Source organism: Streptomyces sp. NPDC030995 (assembly GCF_055571215.1).
This window is the reverse complement of the sequence record NZ_JBVIFS010000005.1, coordinates 12,848-30,071: the sequence shown is the minus strand read 5'-3', so window position 1 is coordinate 30,071 and position 17,224 is coordinate 12,848. Positions and strand designations below refer to the sequence as shown.

Sequence of the window (17,224 nt, the reverse complement as noted above, 5' to 3'; positions counted from 1 at the left end):
AGTTCTGTGTTTTTTCCCTTTTCCGGTCTCTTTCCTTATCCCCCTGCCCCCTCCCCCCCCCCCCCCCCCCCCCCCCCCCCCCCCCCCCCCCCCCCCCCCCCCCGCACATCACCGCACGGCACAGCACGGCACAGCGCAGCAAGGAAGCGAAAGGAACGCCCATGGCACGGATGCCGTCGGCCGAGCGGCGCCGGCAGCTGACCGAGGCCGCGATCCGCGCGATGACCCGCGACGGCGTCGCCGGGACGACGACCAGGTCGATCTCCGCAGAGGCGGGCGTGTCCCTGAGCGTCTTCCACTACTGCTTCGACTCCAAGCAGGCCCTGCTCGAATCCGTCATCGCGGCGATCACGGATCACAGCATCACCGTGGTGAGGGAGGCGATCCAGCCCAAAGCCACCCTCCGCGAGACCATCCGGGCCGGCTTCCAGGCGTACTGGGACCACGTGTCCGCCCACCCGGGCGAGCACATGCTCACGTACGAACTCACCCAGTACGCCTTGCGCCAACCGGGCTTCGAGCACCTGGCGCGACGGCAGTACGAGATGTACTCCGACACGTACACCGAGCTCATCGAGCAGCTCTGCGACCGCATGGGCTTCGCGCTGCGCGTACCGGTCCCCTCGCTGGCCCGGTATCTCGCGGCGATGACCGACGGGCTGACCCTGAACCACCTCGTCCTCGGCGACGACACCATCTCGGCGGACATCCTCGACACGATCACCGACCACGTCGTGAGCCTCGCCGCCGACGACGCCCGGACCGGCTGACGTCCGCACCGGCTGACGTCCGGGCCACCTGACGTCCGGGAGCGGCGGGCAGCACGGCGGATCCCTGCGTCGCCGGGCGGCGCAGGGATCCGGAGAGCGGGCGGGGTTCCGGTCAGGTCCGGTGCAGCAGCGTGGTCAACGCCTCGTGGAGGACCGATTCCGGATCCGTCGCGGCCTCCGTCGTGCGCCAGGCCACGAAGCCGTCCGGGCGTACGAGGACCGCGCCCACCTTGGTCGTGCCGTGCACCTCGGCCCAGTCGCCGCCGTCCTCCGCGGTCAGGTCGGCCTCCGGCCCCGTGCCGATCGCGTACGCGGCCAGGGGCAGGTTCAGCCGCTCGGCGAGGGACCGCGCCGCACCGCTCCACTCGGTGCCCTCGGAGCTGAGCAGGACGAAGGACCGTTCGTAGAGGTCCACGGTGGACTTCGGCTCCGGCTCCCCGGGGCCGCGCAGCCACATGTGCGGGGCGCGCGTGCCCGGATCGCCGCCGAGCTTCATCCGTTCGGGTACGACGGGCAGGTCGGGGTCGGTTCCCAGGACCGCGCCCGTGTTGTAGCGGTAGCCCATGGCCACGGAGAGGACGCCGCCCTGCCGTCCGCCACCGCGCGCGGCGGGCTCGGGGGCGGCCGCGGGGTCCGGCTCGTACCCCGGATGACTGTGCTCCGCCGAGCGGGCCGAGGCGCGCTCGCTCGTCGCGCGGGCCACCGGCTGCCGCTCGGCCTCGTACGTCTGGAGCAGCCCGGGGCCCGCCGAGCCGTTCAGCACGGCGGCGAGCTTCCAGGCGAGGTTGTGGGCGTCCTGGATCCCGGTGTTCGAGCCGAACGCCCCGGTGGGGGACATCTCGTGGGCGGAGTCGCCGGCGAGGAAGACCCGGTCGGCCCCGTACCGCTGTGCGACCCGCTCCGCGGCGTGCCACGGGGCCTTGCCGGTGATCTCGACGTCCAGGTCGGGTGCGCCGACGGCCCGGCGGATGTGTTCGGCGCAGCGCTCGTCGGTGAAGTCCTCCAGGGTCTCGCCCTTGTCGGGGTGCCACGGCGCGTGGAAGACCCACCGCTCGCGGTTGTCCACCGGCAGCAGCGCGCCGTCGGCGTCGGGCTTGGTGAGGTAGCAGACGATGAAGCGCCGGTCGCCGATCACCTCCGCCAGCCCGCGGGACCGGAAGGTGATGCTCACGTTGTGGAAGAGGTCGCCGGAGCCGCTCTGGCCGATCCGGAGCTCCTCCCGCACGGGGCTGCGCGGCCCGTCGGCCGCGACGAGGTAGTCGGCGCGCACCGTGCTGTGCTCCCCGGTCTCCCGGTTCTTCACGACCGCCGTCACCCCGCTCCCGTCCTGGTCGAAGGAGAGGAGCTCGGTGGAGAACCGCAGGTCCGCGCCGAGCGAGGGGGTCACGGACATCAGTACCGGCTCGATGTCGTTCTGGCTGCACAGGCACCATGCCGACGGGCTGAAGCGCGCGAGCGCACCACCTGGATCGATCTCCTCGAACAGCCACTCCTGGTCTTCGCCGGTCAGCGAGCCGCCTTGCATGATGCCGTGGTTGTCCGCCAGGACCGAGGCGGCCTCACGGATCCGGCCCTCGACGCCGGCGACCCTGAACAGCTCCATCGTCCTTACGTTGATACCGCGTCCGCGTGGGTGCATCGAGGTACCCGCGTGCTTCTCGACCAGCATGTGTCTGATGCCATGCCGGCCGAGGAACAGCGAGGTGCACAGGCCCACCAGCGAGCCGCCCACGATGAGGACCGGGACGCGGTGGTCGACGTTTTCCTTCATGGCTCTTCCATGCCCTGTACGAGGGCGGTTCCCTCGCCCGTTCACCCGCTTGGTTCTCTCCTCTCGCGCCGGGGGGATTACGGGACAACGATCGGTTCGGGTGGCGCCGCCCGTGGCGACCGTGTGGTCTCGAAGGAGTGTGAACGATGACAACCTTGTCGGAACGGATATCCCAGTCCGCCTTCGACGGCTCGAGGCTTCGGGTCGTACTGCTGCTGGATCTGTACGACGGAGCGCAGAACCAGTTCCTGGAGGTGTACGAACATCTTCGCGAGCAGGTGTCCTCCGTCCCCGGGCACATCAGCGACGAGTTGTGCCAGTCGATCGAGAATCCCTCGCAGTGGCTCATCACCAGCGAGTGGGAGAGCGCACCGCGGTTCCTGGCCTGGGTCAACAGCGAGGAGCACGTCGCGACGGTCCAGCCGCTCCACGGCTGCGTACGGGACACCCGCTCCCTGCGGTTCAGCGTGCTGCGGGAGGCCGGCAAGGATTTCGGCCCCGCCGCCGAGGAGCCCGGCCCGACCCGTCTCCGGGTCGCTCCGCGACGGGGGGACGGCGTGGTCCGCCACGCCCTCACCTTCACCGTGAAGCCGGGCAGCGAGCCCGTCGTGGCGGAACTGCTGGCCGGATACGCCTCCCCGAAGGCCCAGGTCGACGACGGCACCCGGCTGCGCCGCACCTCGCTCTTCATGCACGGCAACCGCGTCGTACGGGCGGTGGAGGTCGAGGGCGACCTCCTCGCGGCACTGCGCCACGTGGCCCAGCAGCCCGAGGTGAGGGCGCTGGAGGAGGCCATCAACCCCTATCTGGAGCAGGACCGGGACCTCAGCGATCCCGGATCCGCCCGGACCTTCTTCACCCGTGCGGCGCTCCCCGCGGTCCACCACGTGGCGGCCGGCGACCACGAGCCCGCGGACGTCCGGCGGCACGCGCTCTTCTACCCGGCCAAGGACGGCTGCGGCATGGCACTCGCCCGGCTGCTCGCCGGCCAGGACGAGGCGGCCGTGGACGACCCGACGAGCCCCATCGAGGCCAGCACCGTCTTCCAGCGCGACGACATCGTCGTCCGGCTCCTCGACATGCGCGCCCCGCTCGACGCGCGGCCCGCACTGTCACTCGGCGTCGAGGGCAGCCACAAGGCGGCGGTGCTCGCCCGGCTGCTCGACAGCGCCAAGGACGGTGTCCCCACTACGGACCAGGAGATCTCACGCTTCCTCGCGCGCTCTGAAATGCGCCTGATCACCGACCGGCGTACGCCGGTGCAAGCCTGAGGAGATGTCGTCATGACCGCTCGACTGACCATGGAAGAACTGGCCGCTCTGATGAAGAAGGGCGCGGGTGTCACCGTAGACCCCGCGGCCATGGCGAGCCGCCCCGACTCGGGCTTCGACGAGTGGGGCCTGGACTCCCTGGGGCTGCTCGGCATCGTCGGCGAGCTGGAGAACCGGCACAGCCGGCCGCTGCCGGCCGACGCGGACCGCTGCAAGTCTCCGCGCGAGTTCCTCGACCTCGTCAACAACTCCCTGATGTCCGGCACCTGACGCCTCCATGCCGACGCCCCCGAGACCGGCTCCGCGCCGGTCTCGAGGCGTTGTGGCGGTGGTGTTGGAGGTGGGGGTGGAGGTGATGGAGGTGGTGGTGCGCGGGTCCGGCCGGGGGCCGGGGGTCAGCCTGGCACCGTGCACTCGAATGCGTGCAGGTACGCGTTGACCGGACGGATCTCGCCGATCACCAGACCGGCGGCCTCCATGCGCGTGCAGAGGCTTTCCTTGGTGTGCTTGGCGCCGCCGACGTTGAGCAGCAGCAGCAGGTCCATGGCCGTGGTGAACTTCATCGACGGAGTGTCGTCGACCAGGTTCTCGATGATGACGACCCGGGATCCGGGACGGGCCGCCGCGACGACGTTCCGCAGGGTCCGGCGGGTGCTGTCGTCGTCCCATTCCAGGATGTTCTTGATGATGTACATGTCGGCCTCGACCGGGATGGACTCGCGGCAGTCCCCGGGAACGATGCCGGCCCGTGCGGCGAGCGGACCGCCCTCGCGCAGCCGGGGATCCGCCTTCGCCACCACTCCGGGCAGGTCGAGCAGGACTCCCCGTACGGTCGGGTGCTTCTCCAGCAGGCTCGCCAGTACGTGCCCCTGGCCGCCGCCGATGTCCGCGACCACCGAGACCCCGGTGAGGTCGAGGAGTTCCGCGACGTCCAGCGCCGACTGCGTGCTGGAGGTGGTCATGGCCCGATTGAACACGTGGGCCGACTCGTGCGCGTCCTGGTGCAGGTAGTCGAAGAACCCCTTGCCGTACAGCTCCTGGAAGACGCTCCCGCCGGAACGCACGGCGTCGTCGAGCCGTGGCCACGCCTGCCAGGTCCAGGGTTCGGTGCACCACAGGGCGATGTAGCGCAGGCTGTGCGGATCGTCGTCGCGCAGCAGCCGGGACATCTCCGTGTGGACGAACGCCCCGTCCTCCGTCTCCGCGAAGATCCCGTAGCAGGACAGGGCGCGGAGCAGCCGTCGCATGGGCTGTGGCTCGGAGTCCACCGCCGCCGCGAGCTCGGCCGCGGTGGCGGGCGCATCGCCGAGGGCGTCGGCCACTCCCAGGCGGGCGGCCGCTCGTACGGCCGCGGCGCACGCCGCCCCGAAGACGAGCTCCCGCAGCCGCATGGCCGGCTGGGGGGAGGCGGGAGTGGGGGTGGGGATGGGGGTGGGGGTGGAGGTGAGGTTGGGGGTGGAGGCGGGGGTGGAACTTACCGTGGTCATACGGCCTCGTTTCTCCTCGTGAGGGGGAACACGGTCAGCACATCCCGGCCGGCACGGAGGTCCCGCACCGGTTGCGGAGGAACTGGTTGCCCGTTCCGGTCCCCTGGTTGGCCAGATCCGCCGGCTGGTTGTCCCGCACCACGTTGTCCTGGATGACGTTGTCGGTGTTCTTGGCGCCCACGAAGCTCTTGAACAGCAGGATTCCGCCCGACAGCGGGGAGGAGCCGACGTTGCCGCGGATGGAGTTCGAACGCACGGTCGTCTGCTCGGCCCCGGTGAGGACGATGCCGACTCCCTGGATGTCGGGGAGGCGGGTGTTGCCCTTGCAGAACTTGTTGTTCTCGTGGATCAGGTTGCTGCGGATGGTCATGGCTCCGGCACCCGGCTCGCCCTCGTCGCCGACGACGAACACGCCGCCGCAGTTGCCGGTGAGGGTGTTGCCGTGGACGGTGAGGTTCCTGACCCGCCTGACCGTCACTCCGATCCGGTTGCCGGTCAGCGTGTTGTTGCGGACCACGGCGCCCCGGGTGTCGGTGGCGCCGCCCTCGCGTTCGACGGTGTTGGCGATGAAGATGCCCGACTCGGTGTTGTCGCGCGCGACGTTGTCGCGGAACAGCCCGCGGGTGGAGCGCTCCTGGGCGATCCCCCAGGTGCCGTTCTTCTCGGAGATCACCCGCTCGACGCTCAGCCGGTCGGTGTAGGAGGCCCAGATGCCGTTGCGCTTGAAGCCGGAGACGGTCAGCGCCCGGATGTTCACCTCGTCGACGGTCTTGTCCGCCGTCCCCATGACACAGATTCCGGTGTCGGCCTGCGAGCAGGCGGTCGCCGCCGCCCGTGCGGGCCCGTTCGGCGTGGCGGCCACGGGCGCGGGCGCCGGTGTGGCCGGCGGCTTGATCACCGTCCGCGCCCCCCACCCCCGCAGGGTCAGCTTCTTCGTGATCAGCACGTTCTCGTAGTAGGTACCGGGCATGACGGTGATGATGTCGCCCGGCCTGGCGGCGTTGACCGCGTCCTGGATGGAGTCGCCCGGGTGCACTCTGTGTCCGGCTGCGGCGGCGGGTGGCGCGACGACCACGCCGAGACCAGCGGCCATGACGACGGCGATGCACGTGAGGGACTTGAGTTGTCGGTTCGTCACGATGCCGAAGTTATGGGCGATTCCGACGGATCGCCACACCGGGTAAGCGGATGGATACATCCCGTGGGCAAACGGCGGCATTTTGGGGTCCGGAGGAGTGGATCGAGGGGCTCGGGGTTGACGGTCGTACAGGGTGACGCCGGATCAGCTCCGGCCGTACGGCGCGGCGACGGCGCGGGCCGTTGCCTGCGCTTCGGCGATCGCGCTGGTCACAGGGGGTTTCCCGGGCTCTGTCGCGATGGGCAACAGGCAACCCGTCGACCCCGGTGCGGGGCCGGGGCAGGCTGAAGCCGTCCGCTCGAGGCAAGACCACAAGGGGAAATCATGCGCAAGATGTTCCGCGGCGCCGCCGCCCTCGCCACCTCCGCCGTCGCCGTGCTCGCGCTCAGCGGCCCGGTCCAGGCCAAGCCGGTCGACGCGTGGGCCGGGTGCCCGGACGGGGCCGTCTGCATCTACCCCCAGAACCAGAACCCCGCCGTCAGGCCCACCCATGTCTTCTACAGCTACGGGGCCCACAACCTGAGCAACCAGTTCGGGAACCACTGGGTCCTCAACAACCAGTACGGCGGTGCGACCGCAAACCTGTGCACCGGCTCCGGCGGCGCGGGCTGCGGCAACCCCATCGCCGCGAAGACGGGCGTCTACGCCGACCTGACGCCGATCAACTCGATCCGCCTCAACCCGTAGCCCCCCCGTCAGGAGGGCTGGGGGAGCCGCTGTCCGGGGCCGCCGCGCGGCGGCCCCGGACGTTCCTGTGCTCGTCATACCGGTGCGAAGACCCGGTCGGTCGTCCGACCCCCGCTGTAGCCTGGGCACTGCCGTCTCGCTGCCTCGGCGCGCTTGCCATGGGGGATGTTGTGGGGGATCCGGACCGCCCGCCGAAGACCGATCACCAGCACGAATCCGACGACGCCGCGATGGCCTTTCCCACCCAGCTGCGACGTCTGCGTGTGCAACGCGGCCTGTCCCTCGCGGACCTCGCCCGGCGGACGCACTACAGCAAGGGCTATCTGAGCAAGATCGAGACCGGCTCGAAGCGCGCCACCGTGGACGTCGCGCGGCGCTGCGACGACGTACTGCGGGCAGGGGGCGAACTCATTCGGATGGCCGGGGAGACGGAGCCGCCCGAGGCCGACGGCGCATGCCCCTACCGCGGCCTGGCGGCCTTCACCGCGTGGGACGCGCGGTGGTTCTTCGGCCGGGAGCGGGCGACGGCCGAGCTGGCCGAACGGGTCTTCGAGCGGATCGGCAGCGGACCGCTGATGGTGGTCGCCCCGTCGGGCGCCGGCAAGTCCTCGCTGCTGAACGCCGGTCTCGTACCCGCCCTGCGGAGCCGCGGCGGCTTCCCGATGCCGGGCGCCGACGCATGGCCGGTGGTGCGGTTCACTCCCACCGCGCACCCCCTCGCCGAACTGCTGGACTGCGCCGCCAAGGTCCTGGGCAGCGATCTCGGCATCGGCGCACAGGAGTTGCGGGAGCGGCCCCACGCGCTGCTCGAAGCCGTCCACCGGCTCACCGGGCGCGCCCCGGCGGCCACCCCGGACCGGCTGACCCCGCCCGTCCGTCCGGTGCTGCTCGTCGACCAGTTCGAGGAGCTGTTCACCCTCTGTACCGACGAGGACGAGCGGCGCGCGTTCGTACGGGTGCTCTGCGCGCTGGCCGCCTCCGGCCCTGCGCCGGCCGGTCACGATCCCGCCGTCGTGGTGCTCGGTGTACGGGCCGACTTCTCCGGTGACTGCCTGGACCTTCCGGAGCTGGCCCCGGTGTTCACCGGGGGCCTGTTCGTGCTGCCCCCGATGTCCCTGACGGAGCTGCGGGAATCGATCACCCGCCCGGCGGAGCTCGCGGGTTTCGCCCTCGAACCGGGCCTGGTCCCCCTGCTGCTGCGCGACGTCGGCCTGCGCGACGATCCGCCCGACCGGACGCCCTCCGGTGCGCTCCCCCTCGTCTCCCACGCCCTGCTGGCCACCTGGCGGCAGCGCGAGGGCGCCACCTTGACCGTCGCCGGATACGAGCGCACCGGCGGCATCCAGGGCGCGATCGCCCGTACGGCCGAGGAGGTGTTCGCCCGCCTGTACCCGGCCGAGCAGAGGACGCTCCGCCGCATCCTCGTGCGGCTGGTCCACGTCGCCGACGGCACGGGGGCCACCCGGCGCCGGATGAGCCGCACCGCCCTGATGGAACAGCTGGTCGACGCGGGCCCCGCCGCGGCCGCGCTCGACACCTTCGTACGGGCCCGCCTGATCACCATGGACAGCGACACCGTCGAGATCACCCACGAGGCCCTGCTGCACGCCTGGCCGCGGCTGCGCGGCTGGATCCGCGCCGACCGGGCCGGACTCCTGATCCACCAGCAACTGGCCCACGCCGCCGCCGAATGGGAGCGCGAGGGCCGCGACCCGTCGGCCCTCTACCGCGGGACCCGGCTGGACAGCGCCCGCTCCTGGGCCGACGAGCTCGACGGCAGGAGCCGGCTCGGCCCCCTGGAGGCGGCCTTCCTCCGGGCGAGCCAGAGCGCGCAGGACGGCCGCGAGCGGCAGGCGGAACGCCAGGTGCGGCTGCGGCAGCGGATGCTGGCCACGCTCGTCGTCCTGCTGGTCCTCGCCGTGGGCGCCGGCGCTCTGGCGTACCAGCAGCGCGCGGGCGCGCTCGGCCAGGAGCGCGTCGCCCGTTCGCGGGCGCTCGCCCTGCAGTCCGCGTCGCTGGCCGCGGGCCAGCCCGAGGCCTCGATGCTGCTCGCCGGGCAGGCGTACCGGACCTCGCCGACCAGTGAGGCGCGCGGTGCGCTGCTGAGTACCCAGTCCCAGCCGTTCATCGCCCGCCTGGGCGGGCACGGCGGACCGGTCAACGCCGTGGCCTTCGCCCCGGGGAACGCCTCGCTGGCGACGGCCGGTTCCGACGGTACGGTGACGCTGCGGCGGGTGGCCGACCGGCGCACGACCGCGACCTTCGGCATGCCCGGACGCCTGCGCGCGGTCGCCTTCAGCCCCGACGGCGGGACCCTCGCGGCGACCTCCGAGGACGGGCCGGCGCGGCTCTGGGACACCGCCGGCCACCGTACGGCGGCGGTTCTCCCGGCGAGCACGGCGGGCGCCCGGGCCGTGGCCTTCGCGCCCGACGGGCGGACGCTGGCGGTCCCGGGCCCCGACGGGACGATCCGGCTGTGGGAGGCCGACGGGGAGCACCGCGCGGTCGCGTCCCTGGCGGGCCACAGCGGGAGGGTCAACGCCCTCGCGTACGCGGCGGACGGCCGGACCCTGGTCTCGGCGGGCGCCGACCGGACCGTACGGCTGTGGGATCCGGTGGACGCCCGTCCGCTGGCCGTCCTCTCCGGGCACACCGACGAGGTCCTGGGGGCGGCGTTCGCCCCGGACGGCCGTACGGTCGCCTCGGGCGGCGTCGACCGGACCGTACGGCTGTGGGACGTGGCCGGGCGCCGGACGGCCGCGACGCTGACCGGGCACAGCGACGACGTCAACGGCGTGGCCTACACCCCGGACGGAACCACGGTCGTCAGCGCGGGCGGTGACGGTACGACACGGCTCTGGGACGTGGCCGGCGGCCGGCTGACGGCCACCCTCGCCGGGCACACCGACTACGTGCTCGGGGTGGCCGTGGACGGGCGGGGCGCGGTGCTGGCCACCGCCGGATTCGACCAGTCGGTGGTGCTGTGGGACCTGCGCGGCGCGGTGCTGGTCTCGCGGCCGTTCACGGAGATCTGGCACGCCGCGTACAGCCCGGACGGAAGGCTGCTGGCCACCGCGGACTCGGATCACTCGGTGCGGCTGTGGGACGTGGCGGGGCGCCGGGTCCTGGCGACGTTCCCGGGGCACGGCGAGACGGTGCTCTCGGTGGCCTTCTCCCCCGACGGGCGCACGCTGGCCTCGGCCGGGTCCGACGGCACGATCCGGCTGTGGGACGCCTCCGCACGCGCCCCGTCGGCCGCGTCCGCGACATCGGCCGCGCTCACCGGAGCGGGCGGGACCGTGTTCTCGGTGGCCTTCTCCCCCGACGGGCGCACGCTGGCCTCGGCCGGGTCCGACGGCGCGGTGCGGCTGTGGGACGTGGCGGGGCGCCGCCCGCTCGCCCTCCTCACCGGGCACACGGACTTCGCCAACGACGTGGTGTTCAGCCCCGACGGGCGCACCCTCGCGAGCGCCGGCGACGATCTGACCGTCCGGCTGTGGGACGTGGCCGGGCGCCGCCCGCTGGCCGCCCTCACCGGCCACACGGGCGCGGTGCGGGGAGTCGCCTTCAGCCCGGACGGGCAGACCCTCGCCAGCAGCGGCAACGACGGGACCGTACGGCTGTGGGACGCCCGGCGCCACCGCTTCGAGGCGGCGCTGGCCGGCCACACCGGCTCCGCGCGGGGCATCGCCTTCTCCCCCGACGGCCGGACGCTCGCGAGCAGCGGCAACGACCGTACGGTGCGGCTGTGGGACGTGGCCGGACGCCGGCCGGTGGCCGCGCTGTCCGGTCACGCGAACGCCGTGTGGGGCGTCGCCTTCGCCCCCGACGGGCGGACGGTGGCCAGCAGCAGCACGGACGGCACGGTGCGGCTGTGGAACCTGGACGTCGGGGCGCGGCTGACGGTGATCGACCGGCTGCGGGCGAACCCGTAGGCCATGGCCCCGACCGGGCCTACGCGTTGGCGATGACGAGCAGCGTGCGCGCCGGGTCCGGGCCCGACAGGCGGCAGCGGTGCGGGACTTCACCGCGGTGGTGGGCGCTCTGGCCGGCGCGCAGGGTCAGCGGTTCCTCGCCCTCGACCTCCAGGACGATCTCGCCCTCCAGGACGTAGAGGAAGTCCTCGCCGGGGTGCTCGAACCAGCCGCGCTCGCCCCGGCCGGGCTCGAAGTGGTGCTCGTACGCCTCCATCAGGGTGCTGCGCCCACCGGGGATCAGCACCTGCGCGACCTGCCCCGCGGCCTCGTCCACCCGGATCACCTGCGGGTCGGCCTCGTGGCTGACCGCGCCCGGGCGGCCCGGCGGCCGCAGGAAGGTGCCCGGGGTGACGTCCAGGGCCTCGGCGATCCGGTAGATCGAGCTGAGGCTTGGCGTGGCGAGTCCGCGTTCGAGCTGGCTGAGGAAGGGCTGGGAGAGGCCGGAGCGGGTGGCGAGGACGGCCATGGAGACTCCGCGCTGTTTGCGGCAGCCGCGGATCACCCGTCCGACCTCGATCGCTTCGGGCGTGGGTTCGGGGCGAGACACGCAGGTGAACGTACCCCATCGCGCATCCCGGTCCGGGGGGTCCCGGAAGGCTTCGCACTGCCGCAACACTCCCTTCATAAGCGTGGTCAATTATTGACCTCACTTATCAACGAGTCCTCACTCATCAACGAGCGAGGAACCGACCGAGGAGCCGCCCCGTGCCCGCCACCCCCTCACCACCCGGCCGAGCCCTCGGTCGACCGGGCCGACCGGGCCGCCTCGGCCGCCTCGCCCCGGCCCTGGGTGCGGCCGGTGTCGTGCTCGCGCTCTGGTACGTACTCTCCCGGTCGGGCGCGGTGGCCCCGGGACTGCTGCCCACCCCGGGCGAGACCGCGGCCGCGCTGGCGGACAGCGCCCGCAGCGGCACCCTGGCCACCGACCTCGGCGCCAGCCTGGCGCGGGCCGGACAGGGCTTCGCCCTGGGCGCCGTCATCGGCAGCGCGCTCGGCTTCACCACCGGCTACCTGCCGCGGCTGTCCGCCGCCGTCACCCCGGTGATCTCCTTCCTCCGCCCGATCCCGGCCATCGCGCTGGTGCCGCTCGCGACCGCCTGGTTCGGCATCGGCGAGACCGCCAAACGCCTGCTCATCGCCTACGCCGTACTGCTCGCCGTCTGGCTGTACGTCCACGACGGGGTGTCCCGGGTGCCGGTGTCCCACCTGCGGGCGGCCCGCTCCCTGGGGGCTCCGCTGCACCGGCGGTTCACCGAGGTGCTGCTGCCCGCCGCCGCACCCGCCCTGCTCGCGGCGCTGCGGTACGGGGCCTCGGTGGCGCTGCTCGCCCTGGTGGCGGCCGAACTGGGCGGCGCGGACAGCGGGTTGGCGTACCGGCTCCAGGTCGACGGCCAGTTCCTGCGGGTGGACCGGATGTTCGCGGGGCTGCTCGTGCTCGGACTGCTCGGTGTGGCCGTCGACCTCGTACTGGCCGCGGTCGGCCGGCGGTTCGTGCACTGGAGCGCGTCATGAGCCTCGGGGTACGGCTGGAGGGGCTGTCGGTGGGCTACGGGTCCGCCGTCCCGGTGCTGGAGCCCACGGATCTGGAGCTCCCGGCCGGCTCGTTCACGGCCCTGCTCGGGCCGAGCGGATGCGGCAAGTCCACGGTCCTCAATGCCGTGGCGGGGTTCGTACGCCCCACCGCCGGCCAGGTGACGGCGGGTACGGCGCCGGTGCGCGGCCCGGGCCCGGAGCGGGGCGTGGTCTTCCAGCACTACGCGCTGTTCCCGTGGCGCACGGCCCGCGGGAACGTCGAATTCGCCCTCAAGCGGCTCGGTCTGCCGCGCGGGGAGCGGCGCCGGCGGGCCCTGGCGGCCCTGGCCGAGGTGGGACTCGCGGACGGCGCGCAGAAGTACCCGGCGCAGCTCTCGGGCGGGATGCAGCAACGGGTGGCGCTGGCCCGGGCGCTGGCCGCCGAGCCCGAAGTGCTCCTGATGGACGAGCCGTTCGGGGCGCTGGACGCGCTGACGCGGACCCGGATGCAGACCCTGCTGCGGGAGCTGTGGCAGCGAAGCGGCACCACCGTGCTGTTCGTCACGCACGACATCGACGAGGCGCTGGCGCTCGCCGAACGCGTGGTCGTCCTCGGCGGGACCCCGGGGCGGGTGGTCGCCGACCACGCCGTGCCCGCCGGTCCGCCCGATCCGGAACTCCGCTCCTTGATCGCACGTCACCTCGGCTCCGCGTAGCCCCCCTCCCCCGGAAAGGACCTTCACCATGCTCAGACCCCGCGCGCTGGCCGCCGTACTGCTGGCGGCCCTGCTCGCCACGCTCTCCACGGCCTGCGCCGGCCCGTCCGGCCCGTCCGGCGCGCCGGGCCCCGGTGACGGGCGGCCCGCCGTCACCCTCGCCGGCAGCGACCAGCTCGGCGGCGCCCCGGTGTACCTGGCCCAGGAGCGGGGGCTCTGGTCCGACGAGGGCCTGCGCGCCACCGTCACCACCCAGCCGACCGGCCGCGACGCGCTCAACGCCGTGCTCGGCGGCCAGGCGCAGCTCGGCGTCGTCGGTGACCTGCCCGCCGTGACGGCGGCGCTGAGCGGGCGCGAGCTGCGGATCGTCGCCGAACTGTCCCGGTTCGACGACTGGCGCCTGCTGACCCGGACCGACCGGCGGATCCCCGGCTTCGGCGCCCTCAAGGGCCGCAAGGTCGGCGTCCCGCAGGGCACGAACGTCGAGTACGCGCTGTCGCGGATGCTCGCCTCGGCCCATCTGACGGCGGCGGACGTGACCGTGGTCAACCTCGCCCCGAACCAGGTCACTTCGGCGCTGGCCCGCGGGGACATCGACGCCGGTGTCACCTTCCCCAGCTTCTACGAGGCCGCGCGCACCGCCCTGGGCGCCTCCTACGCGGAGCTCCCCTTCACCGGATACACGGCCAGGACCCTCCTCGTCTCCGGCCCGTCCGCGAGCGAGGAGGGCACCACCGCGGTGCTCCGTACGCTGCTGCGCGCGCAGCGCGAACTCGCCGCCGACCCGGCCGGCGCGCGCACGGCCGTACTCGCCCAGTCCAAGGGGGCGCTCCAGGCCGGCTACGTCGAGGCCTTCCAGCCCCGCTACGGCTACGGCCTCGCCCTCTCGCCCGAGCTGCTGACGCAGTTGGAGGAGGAGGCCGCCTGGGCCAAGGCCGCCCAGAAGCTGCCGGGCGCCGCCGACCGCGACGCGCTGCTGCGGTACCTGAACCCCGGACCCCTGACGGCCGTCGACCCGGCCGCCGTCACCGTCCGCTGAACCACGGCACGCCACACCCACGCCCACACCCACACCCACACCCACACCAGGAGATCCTCATGAGCGTCGTCGACCAGAACACCCTGCGCCGCCGCGGCGTCGGCCTGATCGCCCACGACCCCGAGCGCAGCTACGGCGGCTACACCCTCTACACGCCGATCACCAGCGCCGGCGAGATCCACCTCGTCGACATCGAGGGCCGGCCGGTGCACACCTGGAACTCCCCGCACCCGCCCGGCCGCCAGGCGCAGCTCCTGCCGGGCGGGAACCTCTTCTACGCGGCCAAGGACACCGGCGGCCCGACCCTCTTCCCCATCTGGGACGTCTACCACGGCGGCATCTTCCAGGAGCTGGCCCCGGACTCCACGGTGCTCCGCGAGGTCCGGCACCCCTTCCACCACCACGACGCGTCGATCCTGCGCAACGGCAACCTCGTCATCACCGCGGTCGAGCCGCTGAGCCCGGCCGACGCCGCCCGGATCAGGGGCGGCATCCCCGGTTCGGAGGCGCCGGGCGGGGTGATCTACGGGGACGTGGTCTACGAGCTGACCTGGGAGGGGGAAGTGGTGTGGCGCTGGGCCGCCATCGAGCACCTCGACCCCGAAGAGGTGCCCCTCGACCCGCACTTCGCCCGCGAGCACTGGCCGATGGCCAACACCGTCAACGAACTCGCGGACGGCGGGCTGGTGGTGGGCTTCCGCAGCGCTTCCACCACCGTGGCCGTGGACCGCGCCGACGGCTCCGTCCGCTGGCGCATCGGCCCCGACGTGCTCGCGCAGCAGCACCATCCGCACGAGCTGGCCGACGGCAACATCCTGGTCTTCGACAACGGCACCTACCGCGACACCACCTCCGTGCCGTACTCGCGGGTGCTGGAGCTCGACCCGCGCACCGGCAAGGAGGTGTGGTCGTACCAGGACAACCCGCCACAGAACTTCTTCAGCCCGTACATGTCCAGCGCGCAGCGCCTGCCGAACGGGAACACCTTCGTCGCCGAGGGCTCCTTCGGACGGCTCTTCGAGGTGACCCCCGGCGGGGACGTGGTGTGGGAGTTCGTGGTCCCCCAGTTCCGGTCCTTCGGGGAGGGCGTCGGCCTGGAGTCCTCGGCCGGCGCCCAGAACTCGGTCTTCCGTGCCTACCGGTACGCCGCCGACCGGCTGCCCTGGCTGTGAGGGCGGCCGTCAGCTGTCGCGGACGGCGACGATGCCGTTGAAGACGCCGACGTACGCGGTGCCGTCGGGCCCGAGGGTGATCGGCGCCCAGTTGTTGTCGTACAGCGGGCCGGTGCCGGTCAGCTGCCGCCAGCGGCGCTCACCGGTGCGGAAGTCCACCGCGGTGAGGTACCAGGCGTCGATCCCCCAGGAGTTGGGCTCCTTCTCGTAGAAGTAGAGCAGTCCGTTGGCGGTGGAGAGCTTGGGGACGGTGGAGGGGGAGCGGACCGCGCTCTCCCACACCGTGTCGCAGCCGCTGCCGTCGGCGCGGACGTCGATGCGGGCCGCGCCGCCCACGACGGTCTTGCCCAGGAGCAGGGTGGTGGGGTTCTCGTAGCCGTAGTTGTTCTCGACCACGATGCTGTTGCCCCAGGTGATCAGGGAGTTGTCGGTGGTCGAGGCGCCGGAGCCGAAGACGGGCACCTTGCAGACGAGGCGCCGGTCGGCGGGGACGTCCACGCCCCGCTTGAAGACCAGGACGTTCATCCGGTCGTCGGCGTTGTCGGTGATGGCGACGTAGCCGTTGCCGAAGAGGTCCGGGGTGGTGCCCGAACCCTGGTTGACGGAACCGGGCTTGGCGGCGGTCCCGCGGTCGTACGTCTGGCGCCACTGCACCTCGGGGGTGCCGTCGGCGGCGGCGCGGAAGCTGTAGAGCGCGTGGTCGGAGACGATGGAGACACCGTCCTCGGCGACCGAGAAGGAGTTCTGGATCTCCTCGCCCGGCAGCCGGACGGAGCGGATCTGCGAGGTCGCCGGGTCCACGGTCCCGACCCGGCCCTGGCGGGTGACCCACCAGATACGGCCGCTCCAGTCGGGCATCACGGAGGTGACGGGGTCGCAGGCGCCGCTGGGCCGGAGGTTGGTCCAGCTCACGCAGTCGTGCGGGACCTGGCCGGTGAGGTCCCAGTCGTCGTCGACGGTGAACGTCCAGTCGCCGTCCGGCCCCTGTGCGTGCGAGAGGCGCAGGATGTGCTGGCGGGAGTCGGCCAGCACGGCCCGGTCCTGGTCGTCCAGATAGAAGTAGGCACCGCCGGAGGTGTCCTTGAAGATCTTCGAGAAGTCGAGCGAGGTGATCGCCTCGACCGTCGAGGAACGCTGCGGGAGCCGGTACTCCGCGAGCGTGGCGAGCGTACGGGGCTCCAGGAGCTTGACCTTGAAGCCCGAGAAGGTGCCGCACACCGTGACCAGCCGGCCGCCCGAGTCGAAGGTGGCGGTGGCGCATTCGCCGCCGAGGGCGGCGATCCTCTCACTGGTGACCCGCGGGTTCTTGCCGAGCGGCCCCGACCAGGGGGAGGTGGCGCTGCCGCCGGCGTCGGAGTGCATTCCGCTGCGGCCGTTGGGCGCGAGGAAGGGGTGCTGCGGCGGCGCTTCGCCGGGCAGCGGGGCGGCCGCCGCCGGGCCGCCGTCGTAGTGACCGACCAGGCGGTGGCCGGGGGCCTTGGGTATCTCCTCGGCCTGGACCGGAGAGCTGCCGTACATCACCGTGAAGGCGGCGACGACAGGCAGCACAGCGCAGTTCAGCGCTCTTTGAAACATCCGGACTCCTCCGTGTCTCTTCAGTTCTGTTGACATCGCGTCTGACATCGCGCCGCCGCCAGACGCTAGATCGCACTGCTGGAGGAGTCCATGGAAGAGCCGGTTGATT

The 17,224-nt window shown here is 72.6% G+C and carries 14 protein-coding genes; 9 read left to right on the top strand and 5 right to left on the bottom strand.

From position 1 onward, the window contains the following. The first annotated feature begins 161 nt into the window (after positions 1-161). Complete coding sequence (locus ACZ45T_RS10405; protein WP_468439473.1) at positions 162-770, top strand: TetR/AcrR family transcriptional regulator; 609 nt, start codon at positions 162-164, stop codon at positions 768-770. A 112-nt stretch (positions 771-882) separates the two neighbouring features. Here the strand turns inward: ACZ45T_RS10405 and ACZ45T_RS10400 are convergent, their stop codons facing one another. Beyond that, positions 883-2,541 (bottom strand): FAD-dependent oxidoreductase, encoded by a 1,659-nt coding sequence (locus ACZ45T_RS10400; RefSeq protein WP_468439471.1) that lies wholly within the window; start codon positions 2,539-2,541, stop codon positions 883-885. A gap of 146 nt (positions 2,542-2,687) precedes the next feature. On the opposite strand from ACZ45T_RS10400, the gene ACZ45T_RS10395 reads away from it, so the two are divergent. Continuing rightward, positions 2,688-3,812: a SchA/CurD-like domain-containing protein gene (locus ACZ45T_RS10395; RefSeq protein ID WP_468439469.1), complete on the top strand. Its 1,125-nt coding sequence runs from the start codon at positions 2,688-2,690 to the stop codon at positions 3,810-3,812. Positions 3,813-3,824: 12 nt separating this feature from the next. Next, the gene (locus ACZ45T_RS10390; protein WP_468439467.1) at positions 3,825-4,082 is read left to right on the top strand and encodes an acyl carrier protein; all 258 of its coding nucleotides are present in this window, start codon (positions 3,825-3,827) and stop codon (positions 4,080-4,082) included. A 125-nt stretch (positions 4,083-4,207) separates the two neighbouring features. Here the strand turns inward: ACZ45T_RS10390 and ACZ45T_RS10385 are convergent, their stop codons facing one another. After that, on the bottom strand, positions 4,208-5,299 hold the full coding sequence (locus ACZ45T_RS10385; protein WP_468439465.1) for a methyltransferase: 1,092 nt from the start codon (positions 5,297-5,299) through the stop codon (positions 4,208-4,210). A 34-nt stretch (positions 5,300-5,333) separates the two neighbouring features. Further along, a complete protein-coding gene (locus tag ACZ45T_RS10380) occupies positions 5,334-6,437 on the bottom strand; it encodes a right-handed parallel beta-helix repeat-containing protein (RefSeq protein WP_468439463.1) in 1,104 nt (367 codons plus the stop codon). Between the two features lie 324 nt (positions 6,438-6,761). Here ACZ45T_RS10380 and ACZ45T_RS10375 point away from each other — a divergent pair, with 324 nt between their 5' ends. Together ACZ45T_RS10375 and ACZ45T_RS10370 are read left to right on the top strand one after the other, a co-directional pair. Beyond that, positions 6,762-7,124, top strand: coding sequence for a hypothetical protein (locus ACZ45T_RS10375; protein ID WP_468439461.1), 363 nt, complete (start codon positions 6,762-6,764; stop codon positions 7,122-7,124). Between the two features lie 158 nt (positions 7,125-7,282). Then, positions 7,283-11,059: an nSTAND1 domain-containing NTPase gene (locus tag ACZ45T_RS10370; protein ID WP_468439459.1), complete on the top strand. Its 3,777-nt coding sequence runs from the start codon at positions 7,283-7,285 to the stop codon at positions 11,057-11,059. 19 nt (positions 11,060-11,078) lie between these two features. Here ACZ45T_RS10370 and ACZ45T_RS10365 read toward each other — a convergent pair whose 3' ends face one another. Beyond that, a complete protein-coding gene (locus ACZ45T_RS10365) occupies positions 11,079-11,648 on the bottom strand; it encodes a helix-turn-helix domain-containing protein (protein WP_468439457.1) in 570 nt (189 codons plus the stop codon). 158 nt (positions 11,649-11,806) lie between these two features. Here ACZ45T_RS10365 and ACZ45T_RS10360 point away from each other — a divergent pair, with 158 nt between their 5' ends. Genes ACZ45T_RS10360 through ACZ45T_RS10345 form a run of 4 tightly spaced genes read left to right on the top strand, consistent with a single transcriptional unit; the run spans position 11,807 to position 15,540 of the window. After that, entirely contained in the window at positions 11,807-12,613 is an 807-nt protein-coding gene (locus tag ACZ45T_RS10360) for an ABC transporter permease (RefSeq protein WP_468439455.1), read from the top strand. Next, entirely contained in the window at positions 12,610-13,329 is a 720-nt protein-coding gene (locus ACZ45T_RS10355) for an ABC transporter ATP-binding protein (protein ID WP_468439453.1), read from the top strand. The genes ACZ45T_RS10360 and ACZ45T_RS10355 overlap by 4 nt, the downstream gene beginning before the upstream one ends. A gap of 28 nt (positions 13,330-13,357) precedes the next feature. Then, on the top strand, positions 13,358-14,368 hold the full coding sequence (locus ACZ45T_RS10350; RefSeq protein ID WP_468439451.1) for an ABC transporter substrate-binding protein: 1,011 nt from the start codon (positions 13,358-13,360) through the stop codon (positions 14,366-14,368). Between the two features lie 59 nt (positions 14,369-14,427). Then, positions 14,428-15,540 (top strand): aryl-sulfate sulfotransferase, encoded by a 1,113-nt coding sequence (locus ACZ45T_RS10345; protein ID WP_468439449.1) that lies wholly within the window; start codon positions 14,428-14,430, stop codon positions 15,538-15,540. A 9-nt stretch (positions 15,541-15,549) separates the two neighbouring features. Here the strand turns inward: ACZ45T_RS10345 and ACZ45T_RS10340 are convergent, their stop codons facing one another. Continuing rightward, positions 15,550-17,115 (bottom strand): hypothetical protein, encoded by a 1,566-nt coding sequence (locus ACZ45T_RS10340; RefSeq protein WP_468439447.1) that lies wholly within the window; start codon positions 17,113-17,115, stop codon positions 15,550-15,552. Between the last annotated feature and the right edge of the window lie 109 nt (positions 17,116-17,224).